This is a genomic window from Profundibacter sp. (genome assembly GCF_965277155.1).
Lineage (GTDB): Bacteria > Pseudomonadota > Alphaproteobacteria > Rhodobacterales > Rhodobacteraceae > Profundibacter.
Genome location: NZ_CBDIBV010000013.1, coordinates 291,127 through 308,427, shown reverse-complemented (window position 1 = coordinate 308,427; position 17,301 = coordinate 291,127). Strand labels below are relative to the sequence as shown.

17 protein-coding genes are annotated in these 17,301 nt (G+C 56.4%); 10 read left to right on the top strand and 7 right to left on the bottom strand.

What is annotated here, in order from left to right; genetic code table 11:
• Positions 1 to 4 precede the first annotated feature (4 nt).
• The 3 genes from ACQY4M_RS16710 to ACQY4M_RS16700 are packed head-to-tail and all read right to left on the bottom strand — an operon-like array spanning position 5 to position 2,653.
• Positions 5 to 811, bottom strand: coding sequence for a CbbQ/NirQ/NorQ/GpvN family protein (locus tag ACQY4M_RS16710; RefSeq protein ID WP_428546461.1), 807 nt, complete (start codon positions 809 to 811; stop codon positions 5 to 7).
• Positions 812 to 817: 6 nt separating this feature from the next.
• Positions 818 to 2,185: a cbb3-type cytochrome c oxidase subunit I gene (locus ACQY4M_RS16705; protein ID WP_428546458.1), complete on the bottom strand. Its 1,368-nt coding sequence runs from the start codon at positions 2,183 to 2,185 to the stop codon at positions 818 to 820.
• A 15-nt stretch (positions 2,186 to 2,200) separates the two neighbouring features.
• Positions 2,201 to 2,653, bottom strand: coding sequence for a c-type cytochrome (locus tag ACQY4M_RS16700; protein WP_428546455.1), 453 nt, complete (start codon positions 2,651 to 2,653; stop codon positions 2,201 to 2,203).
• A gap of 227 nt (positions 2,654 to 2,880) precedes the next feature.
• Here ACQY4M_RS16700 and ACQY4M_RS16695 point away from each other — a divergent pair, with 227 nt between their 5' ends.
• Entirely contained in the window at positions 2,881 to 4,107 is a 1,227-nt protein-coding gene (locus tag ACQY4M_RS16695; protein WP_428539582.1) for an IS256 family transposase, read from the top strand.
• Here the strand turns inward: ACQY4M_RS16695 and ACQY4M_RS16690 are convergent.
• On the bottom strand, positions 4,068 to 5,360 hold the full coding sequence (locus ACQY4M_RS16690) for a serine/threonine protein kinase (RefSeq protein ID WP_428546452.1): 1,293 nt from the start codon (positions 5,358 to 5,360) through the stop codon (positions 4,068 to 4,070). The genes ACQY4M_RS16695 and ACQY4M_RS16690 overlap by 40 nt on opposite strands.
• 346 nt (positions 5,361 to 5,706) lie before the next feature.
• Here ACQY4M_RS16690 and ACQY4M_RS16685 point away from each other — a divergent pair, with 346 nt between their 5' ends.
• The 3 genes from ACQY4M_RS16685 to ACQY4M_RS16675 all read left to right on the top strand — a co-directional run bounded on the left by ACQY4M_RS16685 (position 5,707) and on the right by ACQY4M_RS16675 (position 7,387).
• Positions 5,707 to 5,976: a hypothetical protein gene (locus ACQY4M_RS16685; protein ID WP_428546449.1), complete on the top strand. Its 270-nt coding sequence runs from the start codon at positions 5,707 to 5,709 to the stop codon at positions 5,974 to 5,976.
• Positions 5,977 to 6,044: 68 nt separating this feature from the next.
• A complete protein-coding gene (gene cobO / locus ACQY4M_RS16680; RefSeq protein WP_428548228.1) occupies positions 6,045 to 6,653 on the top strand; it encodes a cob(I)yrinic acid a,c-diamide adenosyltransferase in 609 nt (202 codons plus the stop codon).
• 71 nt (positions 6,654 to 6,724) lie between these two features.
• Positions 6,725 to 7,387: a sugar transferase gene (locus ACQY4M_RS16675; protein WP_428546446.1), complete on the top strand. Its 663-nt coding sequence runs from the start codon at positions 6,725 to 6,727 to the stop codon at positions 7,385 to 7,387.
• Between the two features lie 12 nt (positions 7,388 to 7,399).
• On the opposite strand, the gene ACQY4M_RS16670 is transcribed toward ACQY4M_RS16675, so the two are convergent.
• From ACQY4M_RS16670 to ACQY4M_RS16660, 3 genes are all read right to left on the bottom strand, one after another.
• On the bottom strand, positions 7,400 to 8,404 hold the full coding sequence (locus tag ACQY4M_RS16670) for a hypothetical protein (RefSeq protein ID WP_428546443.1): 1,005 nt from the start codon (positions 8,402 to 8,404) through the stop codon (positions 7,400 to 7,402).
• Positions 8,397 to 10,613, bottom strand: coding sequence for a glycoside hydrolase family 99-like domain-containing protein (locus tag ACQY4M_RS16665; protein ID WP_428546440.1), 2,217 nt, complete (start codon positions 10,611 to 10,613; stop codon positions 8,397 to 8,399). The genes ACQY4M_RS16670 and ACQY4M_RS16665 overlap by 8 nt, the downstream gene beginning before the upstream one ends.
• A gap of 69 nt (positions 10,614 to 10,682) precedes the next feature.
• A complete protein-coding gene (locus ACQY4M_RS16660; protein WP_428546437.1) occupies positions 10,683 to 11,453 on the bottom strand; it encodes an ABC transporter permease in 771 nt (256 codons plus the stop codon).
• A gap of 173 nt (positions 11,454 to 11,626) precedes the next feature.
• On the opposite strand from ACQY4M_RS16660, the gene ACQY4M_RS16655 reads away from it, so the two are divergent.
• The 6 genes from ACQY4M_RS16655 (at position 11,627) to ACQY4M_RS16630 (ending at position 17,221) form a co-directional block, all read left to right on the top strand.
• Complete coding sequence (locus ACQY4M_RS16655) at positions 11,627 to 12,805, top strand: sugar transporter (protein WP_428546434.1); 1,179 nt, start codon at positions 11,627 to 11,629, stop codon at positions 12,803 to 12,805.
• A 15-nt stretch (positions 12,806 to 12,820) separates the two neighbouring features.
• On the top strand, positions 12,821 to 13,498 hold the full coding sequence (locus tag ACQY4M_RS16650) for an ABC transporter ATP-binding protein (RefSeq protein WP_428546431.1): 678 nt from the start codon (positions 12,821 to 12,823) through the stop codon (positions 13,496 to 13,498).
• Positions 13,486 to 14,421 carry a glycosyltransferase gene (locus tag ACQY4M_RS16645; protein ID WP_428546428.1) on the top strand — a complete coding sequence of 312 codons (936 nt, stop codon included), beginning with the start codon at positions 13,486 to 13,488 and terminating at the stop codon, positions 14,419 to 14,421. The genes ACQY4M_RS16650 and ACQY4M_RS16645 overlap by 13 nt, the downstream gene beginning before the upstream one ends.
• Before the next feature lie 130 nt (positions 14,422 to 14,551).
• On the top strand, positions 14,552 to 15,427 hold the full coding sequence (locus tag ACQY4M_RS16640) for a hypothetical protein (RefSeq protein WP_428546425.1): 876 nt from the start codon (positions 14,552 to 14,554) through the stop codon (positions 15,425 to 15,427).
• A 4-nt stretch (positions 15,428 to 15,431) separates the two neighbouring features.
• The gene (locus tag ACQY4M_RS16635; protein ID WP_428542130.1) at positions 15,432 to 16,487 is read left to right on the top strand and encodes an IS5 family transposase; all 1,056 of its coding nucleotides are present in this window, start codon (positions 15,432 to 15,434) and stop codon (positions 16,485 to 16,487) included.
• Between the two features lie 113 nt (positions 16,488 to 16,600).
• Positions 16,601 to 17,221 carry a calcium-binding protein gene (locus ACQY4M_RS16630; RefSeq protein WP_428546422.1) on the top strand — a complete coding sequence of 207 codons (621 nt, stop codon included), beginning with the start codon at positions 16,601 to 16,603 and terminating at the stop codon, positions 17,219 to 17,221.
• Positions 17,222 to 17,301 lie beyond the last annotated feature (80 nt).

Below are 17,301 nucleotides of genomic sequence, written 5' to 3'. Positions count from 1 at the left end.
TGCCTCACCCGAAGACGGCAGTTACAAGGTCAAGGAGCCCACGTTTCACATCCTCTTCATCAGTTAACGGTTCGATCATTGCGGCCAGAACAGCGCGTTCCAAAGGCATCCCTTGATGGATCAGCGTGGCGGCGTAAACGATCAGGCGGGTTGAAACGCCTTCTTCCAGATCCTGCCCCTTTAGCGCGCGCAGCTTGCCGGCCAGTCGCACCAGCCCTTTCACGCGGTCCTTGTCCAGACCGCTTTCGCGCATCACCACTTCGGCTTCCAGATCGGGCGCGGGGAAATCGAATTCCACTGACAAGAACCGCTGGCGGGTCGAGGGTTTCAGGGTTTTCAGGATATTCTGGTAACCGGGGTTGTAGGACGCCACCAGCATAAAGCCGGGCGCTGCCTCGATTTCCTCGCTGGTGCGGTCAATCGGCAGGATGCGTCGATCGTCGGTCAGCGGGTGCAACACCACGGTTACGTCCTTGCGGGCCTCGACCACTTCGTCGAGGTAACAAATCGCGCCTTCGCGCACGGCGCGGGTCAGCGGGCCATCGACCCAGACGGTTTCGCCACCCTTTAGCAGGTAGCGGCCAATCAGATCGGCGGCGGAAAGATCATCGTGACAGGCCACGGTATAAAGCGGCCGGTTCAGTTCAGCGGCCATATGGGCCACGAAACGGGTTTTGCCACAGCCGGTCGGCCCTTTCAGCAAAAGGGGCAGGCTGTTGGCATGGGCGGCGCGGAAAATCTCGCACTCGTCCGCTTGGGGCTGGTAGAAGGGGGCATCTGCCGCCCCCTTCAGGTTTTTTGTGCCATCCATCGACGCCTACTCCGCCGGAGTGGCGTCGGCACCACTGCTGATGATCTCCTTGCGCGGCACAAGCACCGCATAAAGATACAGCATCACGCCCAGAACCACGGCGACACCGGCACCGAAACGCATCCAGTAGAATACGGCCAGCGTATCCTGAACGTCCATGTAGTAGTCACCAATGACCCGTTGCATGTGCGCCTGCACAGTACCCGCGAAGGTCAGCGAGAACGTCATGAACACCATACCGCCCGACATCAGCCAGAACGACGCCATGTTAATCACCTGATTATACGGATCGCGCTTCAGCAGGATCGGCATAGCATAAGTGAACATCGCAAGGTTCAGCGATACATAAGCGCCAAAGAAGGCAAGGTGGCCATGGGCGGCTGTGATCTGTGTGCCGTGGGTATAGTAGTTTACCCCGTGCAACGTGTGCAGGAAGCCCCAGACACCGGCGCCAAAGAACGCCAGCACCGCACAACCCAGCGACCAAAGCAAAGCGGCTTTGTTCGGGTGGTCACGACGGCCTTTCCAGACCATGATGAAAGCAAAGCTCATCATCGCAAAGAACGGGATGATTTCCAGTGACGAGAAGATCGAGCCGATCCATTGCCAGTAACCGGGTGTGCCGATCCAGTAGTAGTGATGCCCTGTGCCCAGCAGGCCCGAGAACAGCGCGGTGGCGACGATGATATACAGCCACTTTTCAACCACTTCGCGGTCAACACCGGTCAGCTTCAGCATCAGGAAGGCCAGAATCGAGGCCATGATCAGTTCCCAAACGCCTTCAACCCACAGGTGGATCACATACCACCAGTATTCTTTATCCAGCGCCAGGTTTTCAGGGTTGTAGAAAGCGAACAGGAACAACAGTGCCAGCGCCCAAAGGCCCAGCAACAGGATGTTGCTGATCGCGGTCTTTTTGCCCTTTAGAACTGTCATGGTGACGTTGAACAAGAAGATCAGCGCCGCAACGACGATGCCGGCTTTGACCCAGATCGGCTGTTCAAGGAATTCGCGCCCCTCTTTGCCCAGCAGCCAGTTTCCTTCAAACAGGTTGAAGGTGTAAGTCAGCACAACGCCGGTTGTTCCGACAACCAGAATAAACAGCTGCAAATAGGCCAGTTTTGGCGAGTAGATTTCGTTTTCGCTTTCTTCCGGAATGATAAAGTAGGCAGCGCCGAAAAATCCGGTCAACAGCCACACCACCAGTGAATTGGTATGCAGCATGCGGATAATATTGAACGGCATCAGTTCCGACAGTGTATTTGGCGAAACATAGATCCACCCTGCCAATAACCCCATCGAGACCTGCACCAGAAACAGCGCCGTCGCGACGAGGAAATAGACCTGAGCGATTTTTTGAGTTTGATATTTCATCGGTTCATCCTTTCCTCAACCTGCGTCCGTGGGCGGCCAGCCCTGCGTGTCGATGGTGTTGGTCCACAGCAGGAAATCGCTCAGGTTGCGGATTTCTTCATCGGTCAGGTTGAATTGTGGCATCTGGCGGCGACCTTCGACGCCCGAGGGTTGGGATTCCATCCAGCCCTTGAGGGTATCAAAGGCATCCTCAGGATCATCCTGAACACCCCAGCGGGTCATTACATTGCCCAGTTCTGGGGCGAAATAGGCACCTTCACCCAGAATTGTGTGGCAATCAATGCAGGCTTTACGCTCCCACACTCGTTTGCCTGCCGCAACGCTGGCCGTCAGCGTCTCGGCGTTGGTTGATTCGGTAACAATATATCTGCGGCTTTGATAGGTAAGCAGCAAAAAGATAACTAGGAAAAACAGGGACCCGCCATAAAATATGTTCCGGGCCATGCTTTTGGTCATGACTTCACGCATTGCGTCCTCCTTTGCGGAGTCGTTGAGGGTAACGGGAATGTGAGTGAATTTTCAGGAAATGTCCTTGACAAAAGTCAAGGCAATAGTGGGTGGAATCAGTTAAATCCAATGTGCCTCACCAGCTGAATGGTAGTGTCGCGAGTTTGGTGGAAATTCGAGGACGGCGTAATCTCCGGGTGCATCGAAGCCACCCAACCGGCGGCTGGAACCGCCAAGGAGATCACGCCATGACAAAGAATACAGCAACATCGACATCCGCGCTACTGGCCAATGAAGCAGGCTATGACCCGATTGAAGACCGGCTGCGCCAGAACATCCGCGCGACGATCGAGGCGGTTTTCGAAGAGGAGCTGGAGCAGTTTCTGGGCCGTTGCCGGTATGGCCGCAGCGGCGGGGCAAAGGCCGGATACCGCCACGGGCATCGCGAGCGGCAACTGGTCGGAACATTTGGAACCGAAACGGTGCGCGTGCCGCGTGCGCGGATCACAGGCGAGGCCGGCAAGGCCAGAGAATGGCGCTCGAAGGCATTGCCCCGCTACCAGCGGCTGACGAAGAAGGCCGAGGCGCTGATCGCTGCTGTCTACCTTTCGGGCACCAACACACGGCGGGTAAAACGCGCCCTGTTCGGCCTGTTTCAGGGGGCGGTCAGCAAGGATGTGGTGAGCCGCGCCTGGCGCAAGGTGAAGGTGGACTGGCAGGCGTGGTGCGCCCGCAGCCTTGCGGATGAAGACATCGTGCGGCTGATCCTGGACGGCACCGTGATCAAAACGCGGATTGACAGGAAGGCCACCAATATCTCGGTTCTGGCCGCGATTGGCGTGCGCCGGGATGGGCAGAAGGTCTTGTTATCACTGATGAACATGGGCGGCGAAAGCACCTCCGCCTGGCGTCAGTTCATCAACGATCTGGATGCGCGCGGGTTGAAACGGCCCGAATTTGTCATCGTGGACGGGGCACCGGGACTTGAGGTCGCTCTCATTGCCCTCTGGGGTGAAGATCTGCCGATCCAGAGGTGCACGGTGCACAAGCACCGCAACCTTCTGGCCAAGGCACCCAAGCGTATGCATGATGAGTTGACAGAAGATTACCGCGACATGATCTACGCCAAAACACCCGAGGAAATCGCCACCCGCCGCAAGGCATTTCTGCGAAAATGGCGGCTGAAATGCAAGGCCGTCGCTGACAGCTTGGAAGAAGCAGGAGATAAGCTTTTCACCTTCACGCGTCTGCCACAAGGCCAGTGGAAATCGGCCAGAACGACAAATGCGATCGAACGCCTGAACGAGGAATTCCGCCGCCGCATCAAGACCCAGACCGTGCTGCCATGCGCCGAGACCGTGCCGATGCTGCTTTGGGCTCTGATGGCCTCGGGGCAGATCGTCATGCGAAAGGTCGATGGCTGGGAAACGCTCGCTCAGCCCGTCGCCGACGCAACCCTTGACCAAGCCGCCTGACCGGCGCATAACTCAACCCGCTCGGAGGTGCCTGAAATCAATTTCCACCACTTTCGAGACACAACCGCATCAACAGCTGACTCCACTTCGTTGCCGCTTGTTTGGGCGGCAGTCGATTCTTCTGTGGCACTGGAAACTATCTCAGCTGGTGCAGGGGCCATGCCCTTCCAAACGGCATATCCGCCGCCTGCCGTAACCAACAGGATTGCTGTCGTCATCATCAGCATCTTCGAGCCGGATTTTGTTGGCTCATCTTCTTTGGTTTTAGCACTAACAGCCGCCGATTTGCTTGCTGTAGGAAGCTCGCTAACACCGCCGCTAATCATTTCCATCCATTCCTTGGCGGTCTGGATGCGATCCTTTGGCAGTACTTTCAACGCTTTGTCTATCGCAGCCAGGAAGGCCTCGTCATAGCCCTCGATGCGACCGGCCAGTGGCAAATATGGATCGTCCTCATCGGACGCCAAAGCAGCAAGGCGCGTTTGGGAATCCGTCGGCATTTCGCCGGTGATCAGGTGATAAAAACTAGCCGCCAGCGCATACAGGTCGCTCGACGGGCCCTGTTTGCTGCCGTTTACATAGAATTCCTGCGGGGAATAGCCGTCTTTGACCACGCGCAAAGCAGACAACACGCGGCTGGCTTTGGACACCTCTTCACGAGCGGCGCCAAAATCAATCAACAGCGGTTCGCTTGTTTTTTTGTCTATCAGGATATTGTCGGGTGAAATATCGCGGTGCAGGATGTTGCGTCCGTGCAGATAATCAACCGCTCCAAGGATCTTGCGCAGGATCTTGTTGATTTCGGCCGGGGGCAATCTCTCACCACCATCTTCCAGTGTCTCCAGAAGATCGAAACCTTCGATATAGTCCAGCGCCATATAGGCGGTATCATTGTCTTCGAATACCTGATGCACACCGACAATATTCGGATGCTTCAGTTTCGCCAGACTTTTGGCTTCTTGCACGAACAGATCGATGACCGACTTGAATTCGGCCTGATGTGCACGGGACCGCGCACCGACCCGCGCATAGCTGCGACGACACAGGGTATTGGGGAAACATTCCTTGATCACAACCCGGCGATCCAGGGAATCCTTTGCAAGATAGGTGATACCAAAACCACCACTGTTCAGGAATTCCTCGATGACATACTGGCCATGAAGAAGCTCTGTTCCAGGCTTCAGCTCATCAACAAAGTCGTCTTCACCACCTTGCTCGATAATCTGGTCAATCTGTTTAACCGTAGAAACCATTTGTTGCCCCACCCGGGTTGCTCATTGAATTTGATCCGGCAACAATCCATTGCCAAGACCATCAACTGTCTTAAGAATTTGTCAGAAATATGATGCGATTAAGTCTATTTTTCAGAGAACTAGCCTATAGGTTGATTTCTAAAGGATTTTTCAACCTGGTTAATTCTGACTTTCATACCGTTCAACTGTGCTAAATGCCTTGTTTATTTGATCATGTGGCCAAATTTCCGCGATTCTCTCGCGCTATGCATTAATAATTTACCTCACGTTAACCATTAGGGATGAATCTGGCTGCAAAACAGCGAGGATCCCGATGAAGCGTCTCTATTGGTTAACAATCCCGGCAGTGATTCTATTAACCGGCTGTGACAGCCCCCATCCACGCTTCGCGCGAGTCGAGGTCCAGAAAGTCACGGTAGACGGCAGCACATTCAAAATCCGTATCCGTGATGGATATGCCGAAGCCATCCGCACCAATTTCGAACGCCTGCCAAAAATCGGCGATACCTTCCCCAAAGCCGCCAAAGCAATCGAGATCGCCAGCGGCTGCAAGGTCATCCCGAACTCGATGAAGGGCGATCCAGCGTTGATGATGGCGAAACTGGACTGCAAATAGTCGAAACCGCCCTTGCATCCGGTCCCGCAAAACCGCACCTTGGGGGTCAGGAAACAGGAGTGCGCCAGATGACCCAAGACACCGACCGCCACGCAATGAAAATGGCCAAGAAGAAGGCCGCGCGCGACAAGATCATGGCGACCAAGACCGATCAAAAGGGGTTGGTCATCGTGCATACCGGCAAGGGCAAGGGTAAATCCTCGGCCGCCTTCGGGATGATTTTCCGTTGTATCGCCCATGACATGCAATGTGCCGTTGTGCAGTTCATCAAGGGCGGCATGTCCACCGGCGAGCGCGATCTAATTCTGGCCAAGTTTAACGACATTTGCGAATTCCACACGATGGGCGAAGGGTTCACCTGGGAAACGCAGGACAAATCCCGCGACACCGAAATGGCGCAGACCGCATGGGAAAAGGCCAAGGAATTGATCCGTGATCCGGCCAACAAGATGGTGCTGCTGGACGAAATCAACATCGCACTACGTTACGATTATCTTGATATTCAGGATGTTGTCGATTTCCTGAGCAACGAAAAACCCGAAATGACCCATGTGGTTCTGACCGGTCGCAACGCCAAGGACGCGTTGATCGAGATTGCCGATCTGGTAACGGAAATGGAATTGATCAAGCACCCCTTCCGCTCGGGCGTCAAAGCCCAGATCGGGGTTGAATACTAAGGCGGATATCTTCGGAAACTTCTCCTTAACTTTTTTGCGCCAAGGATGGCACAAGAAAGAAAGGGATGCCTATGCCAGTCGCTGCTATTCGGACCTCTGTTGATTTACCGGTGGCGGCCCACCCGTCACCCGTGGGCACAAAGCGGGTGATGGATATCGTGTTGATCCTGCTAACACTCCCTGTTTCGGTGCCACTGGTGCTTGTCATTGCAGGATTGCTGATGGCGCAAGGCAGGCCGGTGTTTTATTCCCAACAGCGGGTCGGACAGGGTGGTCGACATTTTCGCATTTGGAAGTTTCGCACAATGGTGCCGCAGGCCGATGCCAGATTGCAGCAGCACTTGCAGAAAAATCCGAATGCAGCCCGCGAATGGCGCATGACACAAAAACTGCGCCATGACCCGCGTGTGTTTTCTCTGGGTGCCTTCCTGCGTAAATCCAGTCTGGACGAGGTGCCCCAGCTTTGGAATATTCTCTGCGGCCAGATGAGTCTGGTTGGCCCTCGACCCATAACAATGGCAGAGCTGGTAGAGAAATACCGCGGCCATGCGCCCACCTATTTGAAATGCCGCCCCGGTCTGACCGGGCTATGGCAGGTATCGGGGCGCAACCGCCTACGATATGCGCAGCGGGTGCAGCTGGATGTGGCATATGCCACGCGGCAAAACCTGTGGCTGGACTTGCACATTCTTTGGCGCACAATCGGCACAGTGCTACGCGGTACCGGTTGTTGAAACATACCCGGCTTATCCAGCCCCCACTTTACCAGATAAATAAATCCGGCGCGCAGCGCGTACCCAGAACGGGGTTGTGACATCCTCGCGATACAGCAGTGTGTCATGCCGGGCTGTTACGGACATTTCAAAACCGGGCTGATATTGCATGTGGCGTTTGACAAGTGTGGAATTCACTGTCTGAAAATGATTGGCCAAATCCTCAATCTCGGATCGCGTGAACAGACAGCTTTCCACCGCTGTCCCAAACTCCAGATCAAAGGCCTCCTGCACAGCTGAAAACAAGTTGTTGTCGGCAGGGTTTCCACCTGCGATCACCAAACCGGCCCAAGTCGGCAATGCGCGGGGCGAGATGTTCGAAACCCCGTTGTTGACCATAGACAAAGCCTCGACCCCGAATGGCAGGTCCAGAAACGACAACATTACCCCCAGCACCCCTTCGGGCGCGGCGCGGGCAGTGTTGAAATCGACAAAGTGGATATCCTTGGGGTGAAACCCGCTTTTCAAATGATCATACAAGGCAAGATAATCGCACCATAAACCGTCCACCATTCCCGTTTGAAACGCCTGTTCAATCAAAACAGGCGGGCGGGGCGGAACACGACTTCGGGCGACTTCCAGATAGACGGATTGCAAAAACTGCCATTGTTCCCGCAGAAAACAAATCAGGCTGACGCTTTCAAATCCGTCAAAAACCCCGGCCAGTGCCGCCATATCCACCTGACCACCCGCCCCGCCACCGCGGGAAAATTCCTCGCTCGACAACAGCAGGGTGACATCGCTGTCCACATACTCTGCCGCCAGCGCCTGCAAGGTTCCGATCCCACCATCCGGCAGATCATAGGCCAACGGCAGCGCAATCCAGTCGGTTAGCAATCCGTGGTGCCCGCTGTGTTTGCCCAGCGCCGGATAGATCACACCGTGTTGCGCCAGCAAATCACGGTTGGCGTGAAATGTGTCCTGAATGGTTGTCGTTGCTGTTTTATGGGTTCCGATATGTAAAACCAGTCTAGCCATCGCGCAGAGCTTCCTTCAATGCATCCAGATATAGTCTGCCAAATGTCTCGCTCGGTTCCAGCACCGCCTTCTCGGCCCATTCATTCCACGCATTGATGAACAATTCACCCCGATACGACCCAATCAGCCGGTGTTCCTGCACCCCTCGCAACCATTGACGAAAGCTGGCCGGATTGGCACCGTATGCAATATGCGCCTTTTGTCCGCGCCTTGCGGTGTTGTCCCAACCGGGCATGATCCCTGTGATGGTGTTGTCCGGTAACTGCCGCCGATACGCCGGTTTGACCGACCGTCGCGCCACAGCGTTGTAATCGTAAATCAGACCGCCAAACCCGTCTGCCGGTGTGGCCCCGCCCATCCGGTTGCCAAGCGGCCCGCCATACAGGAAATCCTCGCCTTTAACCAACCCGTGCGGTGGCATCTCGACCCAGAAATCAAACAGATCTTCGGCAACCTCGCTTTTGCCTTTCACATGAAAGGAAACTGCACCCAGCTCAACCTCGCCAATGCCTGCCTGCCGCCATGCCTTGCGCATCCGCTTAATGTTTCGGACCGGATCAGGCATATCTTCGGGCCGATAGATCACAAAACGGGGACGCGTTCCATCTGGCCGCTGATAGCGTTCATCCCGCATATAGGGCAGGGTGGATTGCACCAGCCCTTCTTCGAACCCGTCGCGGTAGCTTTGGTCCAGCAACACCTCGCCCGTCAACCCGTCCCAGTTCCGACGCCAGCTTTCATTCGCCCAGCATAGATAAAAAGGGAACGTCACATCGGACCGTTTAAGCAAGTTGTCCAGTGGTGTTTCCAGCACCCGTTTGCCATCAAACCAGTAGTGATAGACGCAAAACGCATCAATCCCCGCTTGCGCCGCCAATTCGGCCTGCTGCCCCATCACCTCGGGCGCACGCAGGTCATAATATCCCAGATCCGCCGGCAGCATCGGTTGCAAATGCCCGGGGTACATCGACCGCGCCCCAAGGGCCGCCCGCCATTCGGTATACCCCGCACCCCACCACGCATCGTTTTCCGCAATCGGATGAAACTGCGGCAGGTAAAATGCGCTGGTGTAATTCGGTTTGGCAAGTGGTCGCGCCACGGCCTGACTGTCGATTTCACTGCTTTGTCGAACCGCCATACCTGCCGCCTGCGCCAACCCGCCAATCGCGCGTTCGAATGCATGGGCAAGGGTGCCATCTACCTGACCTGTTTCCGCCTCGAACACTGATGAATCCAGCCGCAACGCGCGGATCATGCCCAACATCAGCGGCTTGACCCAATACATAGACCCCGCCGGAAACGACAAATCATCCGCCCCCTCCAGTTCCAACCGCCGCAGTAACATGGTGGTTTTATCCCTGTTCGACCCCCACCATTGCGCCCCCTTGAAATGCTGCCCGTCCGCCACCCAGAATCCCGCATCCGCGTCGGCCAAAAACCCGTCCAGTTTTGCGGCCAGCCCGTCAGGCGGCAGAAACCCGTCAATCAGATGATGGCGCCATTTGTCCCCGTCTTTTCGGTGTGGGGATTTCTTGGTATGAATTTTGCAAACCGCCCTGTAGCCATCAAATGCCCCCGCATTCAGAAGCGTGACAAACGGTAGAATATCCCGCCCCTTGTTGGCCGCTGGCACAACGGTTACCTTGGGAAAAGCGGATCGGATTTCGGCAGCCAAACCATCCGTTTCCGCCCCACGCCATGTCAGCGTAACATACAGATCATACTCGATCTCGAGCGCCTTGAGCCGCGCGGCAAACTCTGCCCAAAGGTCGGGGTAATAGACATGCACAACCACCGCCAAAGGGGCCCGTTTGCGATCGGGGTCAAACCGCAACACCTGTTCGGGGCAATCGGGAAACCGGTCAACCGCCGCAGCGCGGGTTGGCCGCCCCTCTTTGCGGCCGCGACTCAGGTAATGGCGAAAAGGACGCATTCCGCTTTCGGCGACATCGGGGTTCAGGCGCAGATAGGACTCGGGTGAAAACTCGGGATTTGGCTGCATCCCCGCAACCTCGCCTTGCAAGATAAAGTGGTGCAGGGGGAACAGCCGGTAAAACGGGTGTAACGCCGGATTAGCCCCGCGATAAAAGGCTGCATCAAACATGCCGCTTGATTTGGCCTGCCACAGATACGCCCATTCCGACGGCCGTAACACCAATAAGCGCACAGCCTTTTGCAGACGCCGCAGCATCACCTTTGCACCTGACATGCCCCCTCCTTCGACATTCAATCCGATTCCCCAGCACCCTAGACCCCGACAGTTAAGCAACGGCTAAAATCACCCCTCGCTAATCAATCGCCGCGCATGTCGGCCCAGAAATATCAACGCAGGTACCAGCGCCAGCAGGGTGACAAGCAACGGATACAACGGTTCGGAAAACCCGGCCGGATATGTCGAATAGATGCCCGCCCGTACCAGTCCAATCACATGCACAAGCGGATTGAACCACAACCAGTCGCTGAATGGCGAGGGCACAGCCTCGGGTAGGAACAACACGCCGGACAGGATAAACAAAGGGCGATTCAGGATTGACCAAAGCCTTTCCCACAGCGGGAACATTTCAAACAAAAACGCATTCATCGCCCCGATGCCAAATCCCAGCAGAGCCGCCAGAACCAGACCCGCAAACAGGGGCAGGAATGACAGCGAAACCGGTTGGCCCGACATCGCCAGTATCCCGCCGATCACCAGCGCAAACACTAGCAGATGTGTCAGCGTATTCAGGATGAACCGTGCCAACAACGCATCCCACCACGTCACCGCCGGATAGGCCAGCAGGGGCCGCGAAAAACGAAGGGCCACGCCGATTTTCTGCGCCAGATCACTATAGAGCATGAATGGCAGGTAACCGCTGGCATAAAACAGCGCGAAACTTTTGCCCAGCGGCGGCTGATCGAACACGAAGGTAAAGACAAAGGTCAACAAAGCCACTGCCGCCACGGGTTCAAGCACGGCCCAGAAATACCCCCCCGGCGTGCGCCCGAAGGTGGTTGCCATTTCACGCAGGATCAGGGCGCCCGTGGCGCGAAAAGATGCAATCCGGTGCAAATCATACCCCCGCTGGTTAGCTGTTTCTTCAGGAATTGGGCTTAGGCCAAAGAAGTGAAGAAGCAATTACCGCAAAAGGGATTCCTTTTATGAACAGTCCTGTTTTTATGAACAGTCCTGTCAGGCTTCCGGTTACACCAGCTCAGGCCGTTCCTGCGCCCTCCCAAAACCAGATGGCGCCAGCACATCGATTGCTCCCGCCGGTGCCACAGGCGCGCGTTCAACGCCACCACCGCTGGATACACGCCAGTTTCATCCTGTTGGTCATAGTGCCGCTGATCATGGCCGCGTGGTACCTGTATACCCGCGCTGCCGATCAATATACCTCCACTGTCGGCTTTGCTGTGCGCACTGAAAAGGCCGGGTCGGGGCTGGACCTTCTGGGGGGGATTCCCGGCCTGTCGGCTCTGTCTTCGACCAGCTCTTCGGACACGGATATTCTGTATGAATTTCTGCTGTCACAGGCGTTGGTGGCAAAGGTTGATCAGCGCCTGAACCTGCGCGAAATCTGGTCCCGACCGGAAAACGACATTGTTTTCAGGTTTGATCCGGATGGCACGATCGAGGATCTGACCAAATACTGGTGGCGCATGATGCAGGTTTCCTATGATCCGGGAACGCGGTTGATCACGCTTCAGGCACATGCCTTTACCCCCGAGGAAGCGCGCGATATTGCAGCGGCAGTGCTGGAGGAAAGCAGCGGGATGATCAACCGTTTATCGTCAATCGCACAGGATGACACCACGCGTTATGCACGCGAGGAATTCGATCTGGCCAAAGAACGGCTGGAAAAGGCACGGTCGGCCCTGAAGGCATTTCGCAGCCAGACCCACATCGTTGATCCGCTGGCCGATTTGCAGGGTGAAATGGGGGTGTTGGGGCAGCTTCAGCAAAAGCTGGCAGATGAATTGATTGCGCTGGATATGCTGCGCAGCACATCGCGCAATCTGGCACGGCCAAGCGGGCGGAATGCCGAAACGGTAGACGTGCGGATTCAACAGGCGGAACTGCGGGTACAGGTGATCCGCGAGCGGATCGATAGCGAGCGCGCCAAATTCGGCGGGGGGGATGGCCGGCGGGACTATTCCGCCCTTGTTGGCGAATTCGAGCGGCTGAATGTCGATCTGGAATTTGCCCAGAAATCCTATGTCGCCGCATTGGCAACGCTTGAGGCCGCCCGCGCCGACGCCCAACGCCAAAGCCGGTATCTGGCGGCTTATGTTACCCCCACACTGGCGGAAAAACCGCTGTACCCGAAACGGGCGCAGATACTGGTGGTGATGGCTGTTTTGCTGGGGTTGGGTTGGGCAGTTATGGTGCTGGTCCTCTATAATCTGCGCGACCGGCGGTAGGTGGGGGCTGGGTCAATGATTGCATTGCAAAACCTGTCAAAAACCTTTGTCGCCCAAGGGGTGCACAAGGTGGTGGCCAATGATATCAGTTTTACCTTTCCCGAGCGCGAGGCTGTGGGGCTGTTGGGGCGTAACGGGGCCGGTAAATCCAGTCTGTTGCAAATGATCGCGGGGGTGATCGACCCGGATGCCGGTGAAATTATCTCGGACGGACGCATTTCCTGGCCAGTCGGGTTTCAAGGCAGCTTTCACCCCGATCTTAGCGGCGCTGAAAACGCCCGTTTTGTTGCCCGCCTTTACGGGGTTGATACCCGCGGGATGGAGGCGTTTGTTCAGGATTTTGCCGAACTAGGCGACCATTTCCATCTGCCGTTTCGGAGCTATTCTTCGGGTATGCGTGCCCGGCTGGCTTTTGCGGTGTCGATGGCTGTACCGTTTGATACCTACCTGATTGACGAGGTAACCTCGGTCGGCGACGCCGCGTTCCGCACCAAAAGCGAAGCAATGCTGCACCGACGACTGGAACATAGCGGGGCAATCGTTGTGTCGCATTCCATGGATTTATTGCGGCGCATTTGCCAATCGGGGCTGGTTCTGGAAAACGGGCGCACCTTTTTCTATGCCCGCATTGAACGCGCGATCGAGCATCACAATTACCTGATGCAGGGCCAGCTTCCGCCGTGGATGCGCTGATGGGTGGCGATCCGATCACCGTTCTGATGGCCACCTGCAACGGTGTAGCCTATCTGGAACAGCAATTGCACAGCATCACGATCCAATCCTGCCAACCATCACAGCTGATCATTTCCGATGACGGGTCTACCGACGAAACGTCACACATTCTGGCCCGTTTTATCAATAGCGCCCCGTTTCCCGTCACCGTAATCACCGGCCCGCAAAAAGGCGTGGCACAAAATATGTTGGCGCTACAGGCCCTCGCCCCGCAAGGCTATGTTGCCTTTGCCGATCAGGATGATGTCTGGATGCTCGACAAACTGGCCCGCGCTGTTAATGCGCTGTCGCAGATCCCCGCCAACCATCCCGCCCTGTACACGGCTTGCCGGATCATCACCGATGCGGACATGAACCCGCAAGGCATTACAAAACCCCCGCGCCGTGGACCCGGTTTTGCCAATGCATTGGTGCAAAACATTGCCCCGGGCAATACCATTATGCTGAACCCTGCGGCCCTTGTGTTGGCCCAATCCGCTGCCCGCGATCTACAAGCCCGTACCCCGCATTTTCATGACTGGTGGCTTTATCAGCTTGTTACTGGGGTTGGTGGCAATATAGATTTTGACCCGACCCCCACCGTTTACTATCGCCAACACAAGGGCAATTACCTTGGGGCAGGCCAAGGTATTGTCAGAAAACTAAACCGTCTGAAGGCAGTTTTTGACGGAACCTATCGCAAGTGGCTTTTGGAGCAGGCCTTGGCGCTGGAGTGTTCTTCTGAAAGGTTATCCGAAGAGTCACAAAACCAGTTGGCCCAGTTTTTGCAAACCCTGAATGGCACCCCCAATTTCGGGCAGCCACTTCAGGTTTACCGGCAGTCAATGTCTGAACAGTTTTTACTAAAATTATCACTTGCCTCCTATCGGTTTGGCACCCCTTAACCGATTATTACCCGACTACATAAAACTATTGGAAAACCTGCTGATTAGGCCCATAGTCGGCCATATTTACGCCCTGTCTTTTCCTGTTTTTCCCCGCACCGTGATCATTGATCCAAAGCGGGGGTGGAACATGACCGGATTTAACTACAAAGCTGTTTTCCAAAGCGATGCCTGGGCCTATCTGAACGGAGTTGCCAGTTTTCAACTGGTGCCCACGGGGGGAGGATACAGGCTGTATGGCGGATCGGGATCCTATGGCGGGATCATCGGATTTGACCTGACAGCGGGCGCTGTTGCCAGCCATATTGGCGACTGGCTGGTGGATGATGGCGGCAACAGTTTTCGCCTGTCTGATTTTACCATGATCGGAACAGACCTGCTGGTGGCCGAGCTGGGCAGCAACCATTTGGAGCGCTACAGCTTTGATGCAGGCGGGAGCCTGTTTAATCCGGCGCCTGCCAACTATGTCGGCGGCACCCCCGTGCTGACTCCGCAAATCACCAGCATTTCGGTTGGTGCAACAACCTTTGTCGTAACGGGCGGTGGCGCAGGTGGACCGGAAGGGCTGAATATTTACGAGGTGCAAGGTGGCACATTAGTGCACCGTGACACGGTTACCGATCACATCAAAGTCACCGTCGGAGATATTGCCGACCTGATCAATGTCACTGTTGATGGTACTGCTTATCTGGTTGCTGGCTCTACCACGGACGGGGGGATCAGCACCTTTACAATTGACGCCAGCGGGAATGCGCATCTGGTGGATGCCATTGGCGCAAAAGAAGGGCTGTGGCTGTCCGGTCTGGACAGTCTGACAGCAACCGAAGCAAACGGCACCAGCTATATCATCGTGGCCTCGACCCTATCCAGCTCGCTTTCTGTGGTTCGGATCAATCCGATGGGGGTTCTGTATGTCACCGACCATATCACCGAAGACCTCTGCATAACATCGGGATTCCCCCGGGTTGGCCGTTTTGGTAAGCTAGCCGGGAAATCTCTGGGGTGAATAGATGGACCTTTTCCTGCACGAAGCGGCGGCACGGATCGGCGCGGATGACGTTCTGTCGAAGATCGACGCGCTGATGGATTGGAACTCGTTTTTGCCGATCCTGCGGCGCGGTCTGGGGCGCTCGGGGATCGGGCCTCAGGGCTATGATCCGCTGGTTCTGTTCAAGTGTCTTCTGGTTGGCCAGTGGCACGGGCTGAGCGACCCGAAGCTGGAGCGGGCCTTGAAGGTGCGGCTGGATTTCATGCTGTTCTGCGGGCTCGATCTGCACGCGTCGGTGCCGGATGAGACGACCCACTGCCGGTTCCGCAATGCGCTGGTCCGGGGTGGCGTTTACGATGAGCTGCTGGCCGAGGTCTGCCGCCAGATCGAGGCGCATGGGCTGAAGCTGAAAGAGGCTGAGGCGGCGATCATTGATGCGACCCTGATCGCGGCGGCGGCGCGCCCGCGCACCCATATCGACGCCCCGCAGGACCGGGCAGAGGACCGGGCAGAGGACGGGGCAAGGGAAGGGACGCCGGATGATCCGCCCGAGGTCTCACCCGACGGGGCACAGCTGCATTTCAGCGCCGACCCTGATGCCCGCTGGGTCAAGAAGGGCCGCAAGAGCACGCTCGGCTACAAGGGCTTTGCCCGCTGCGACGAAGAGGGCTTTATCGACAAGGTGCACACCACGCCCGCCAATGCCGCCGAAAGCCCCGAATTCGCCACCATGATCGCGGGCGCAAAGGCGCAGCGGGTGCTGGCCGACAAGGCCTATGCGAGCAAGGCCAACCGCCAGATGCTGCGCGGCAAATACCGCGACGGCATCCTGCGCAAGGCAGCGCGCGGCCGCCCCCTGCGGCAATCGGAGAAACGCTTCAACCGGCTGATTTCGAAACGCCGCTTCCGCATCGAGCAGACTTTCGGCACGATGAAACGCCTCTTCGGCCTGCAGCGGGCGAGATATTTCGGGCGCGCCAGGGTGCATGCCCAGATGGTCATGGCCGCCATCGCGCAAAACCTGCTCAAGGCCGCAAACAGGATCACCCTCAACCCGCAAACCCCCGCAATCGCATAGCCCCAAACCCCGCCACCCGTCTGTCCGCCGGACCCGCAGGGGCGCAAGGTGGGCGGCCGAAATCTTGCTTCAACCGAAAGCCATGGCCTCATGCAGAGGTCTTCACCGATACATTGGGCACCCGGTTTGCCAATGTCGATGCAATCGACAGTTTTACGGTAAACGGCCGTGGATTTATTGTTGCCGGTGGCAGTGATGATGGCTTGACCCTGCTGGAAATAATGCCCGACGGCAAGTTGCTGGAACATGACAGCATCGAAAATCAGAACGGCTGGACACTGGAAAACATCACCGCCATTCAAACTGCGGTGTTTGATGGCGAAGTGCAGGTTTTTGCCGCCGGAAGCAGGGTGTCGGGGATCATGCAGTTTACAATTCCGACCGACACCCTGGCCACGCCGATCAATGGTGACAGCGGCAATAACACGCTGTCCGGCACCGCACTGGATGATCTGATCTATGGAGGGGCCGGGAATGACACCCTGCATGGCAACGGCGGGGACGATATCCTGTTTGGCGGCAGCGGATTGGACCAGTTGTATGGCGGGGCCGGGGCGGATGTCTTTATCATTGATAGCGGCCCGGATCAGGACCAGATCCGTGATTTTGAACTGGGTCTGGACCGGATTGATCTCAGCCGCTGGGGCATGGTTTACGATCCGTCCGACCTGACCATAACCTCGCATGCGGGGGGGCGACCATTCAGTTTGGTGAGTTTTCTTTGGATATCATGACAGATGACGGCAGCACATTGACCGCTGCAGACCTGACCACCGACAGCTTTGTCTTCTAGCAAGGATTGCCTGCATATTTG